Origin of the sequence: Pseudarthrobacter sp. NKDBFgelt (assembly GCF_046097905.1) — a bacterium.
GTDB classification, from domain to species: domain Bacteria; phylum Actinomycetota; class Actinomycetes; order Actinomycetales; family Micrococcaceae; genus Arthrobacter; species Arthrobacter polychromogenes.
The window spans coordinates 1-1,911 of the sequence record NZ_JBJURL010000162.1 but is presented as its reverse complement, the minus strand read 5'-3'; the positions used below and the strand labels follow the sequence as shown (position 1 = coordinate 1,911).

Genomic DNA, 1,911 nt, shown 5'->3' with positions numbered 1-1,911 from the left:
GCCCATCCTCGCCGGCCTGGTGGTGGCGGCGAGGATGGGCGGTGCCGCGTTCGCCACCTCCAGGGGTCCCGTGGCTGCCAGCGGAAAAAGCCCGACGGCGATTCCCACAACCAGGCAGGTCAGCACCACAACCAGCGCGGTCCCCAGCGTCCCCACGGCTCCGTGCCCCACACGGGCCAGCAGGTCGCGCCCGCTGGCATCGGCACCGAACGGAAGCGACCAGCCGGGAGCCGCAAGCCTGGCATGGTCCGAGGTGAAGGGCTCGCGCAGCAGCCCGGCCCCTACAATCAGGAGCAAGGTGACACCGGCCGCCGCAGGCAGGGCCAGCTGGCGGCGGTTCCCCGGCCGCGGAGGTTCCGCGAGCGGAAGCGTGCCAAAGCGGACCGCAGGCCCGATCAGCAGGTACCGCGCCGCCGTCGTCAGCGTTCCCACCAGCAGGGCGAGGCCCATGAGCGCCAGCATGCCCGCCTGGAGCGTGGGGATGTCCTGCGCACTGGCGGCTCCGAGCAGCGCCCGTCCGAGCCCAGGGATGGCGTAGACCTTTTCCACAGCTACTGCGCCGCCGGTCAGCCCAATCAGGACCAGCCCGATCTGCGGCAGCACTGCGGGCAGTGCGCGGCGGAGCACCGCGGCGGTCAGCCGGACAGGGCCGGCCCCGGACATCCGCCAGGTGGCCACCCACTGTTCGGCGAACCCTGCACGGATGGCGTCTGAGGCCAGGAGCCCGATCAGCCCGCCTGCAGGAATGCCCAGGGACAGGGCCGGAAGCACCGCGTACTCCGGACCTTTCCACCCGAAGGGCGGGAACCACCGGAGCCAGATGGCACCGGCCACCAGCAGCATGGCGGCCAGGAGGAACTCCGGCAGGGAGGTGAGGGCCGCGGACAGGGCTCCCGACGCCGGCCTCCTCCGTTGCCGCAGCCCATCCATGACCGCGGGTGTGCAGAGGAGCAGGGCGATGATGGCGGCCGCGGCAAGGGCAAAGGCCATCAGGGTCACGGAGACGCTGAGGGCGGACACAACGCCGGGGGCCACGGGCGTGTTGCTGATCCAGGACGTGCCCAGGTCTCCGGCGAACACGCCACGGATCCAGGACAGGAACAGGGGGAGTGGCCCGTGCTCCAGGCCGAGTTCCGCCCGGACGGCGGCCAGGGCCTCCGGTGTTGGTTCCCGGTCCGAGTACCGTGCCCGGAGGATCGTGTACTCAGCGCCGCGGCCCGAGAGCCACGGCATCATGCCGATCAACACCACCAGGGCCGCCAGGGCGAGGACCCGTGAAACGGTGACTTTCACAAAAGCCGTTCCGCCGGGCATCAGCCTGCGGTGCCTGTGCTGCCGGCGATCCGGGTCCTGCTGGTCACCAGCGCGCGCTCGCGCGGGTCACGCTCCACTCCGCCCACGCGCGTGGATTCGCCCTGGATGACGCGTTCGTGGAGCAGGGGGACTGCGGCGTCACGGGCAAGGATGAGGCTTTCGGCCGCGGAGATGGCGGCCCTTCGCTCGGGTCCGGCAGGAATGCCCGCGGCCTTGGCCAGGGCGGCGTCCACCGCGGGGTCGCAGAACTGGGAGATGTTGAAGGAGCCTGCGCAGGAGAAGTCGCTGTAGAGGTAGGCCACCGGGTCACCGGAATCAAGTACCGTGGCGCGGGAGAGGATGAAGGCATCGAACTTACCGGCCAGGGCGTCCGCCTCGATGTGCTGGTACTCCCTGACGTCCTGTTCCACCACGAAGCCGGCAGCCTCCAGCTGCTGCTCCAGCTGGACGGCCACCTCCGGCAGTTCGGCGCGGTCGGTGAAGGTTCCGAGCCGGATGGGCGTTCCCGGGACCGCGGTTGCCGCCGCCCGGGTGGCCAGGGCGGCCGCGTAATCCGCGCTGTTCCGCTGCTCCGCGGCCCAGGGAAGGGCCGGGCCC

The 1,911-nt window shown here is 71.3% G+C and carries 1 protein-coding gene and 1 pseudogene; both read right to left on the bottom strand.

Annotation, left to right across the window (positions count from 1 at the left end):
* Positions 1–1,293, bottom strand: a 1,293-nt coding sequence (locus ACKAE7_RS20845; protein WP_408980203.1) for an ABC transporter permease subunit, incomplete at its 3' end; no start/stop codon positions are given.
* 20 nt (positions 1,294–1,313) lie between these two features.
* A pseudogene (locus ACKAE7_RS20840) lies at positions 1,314–1,911 on the bottom strand (ABC transporter substrate-binding protein); the annotation flags it as partial.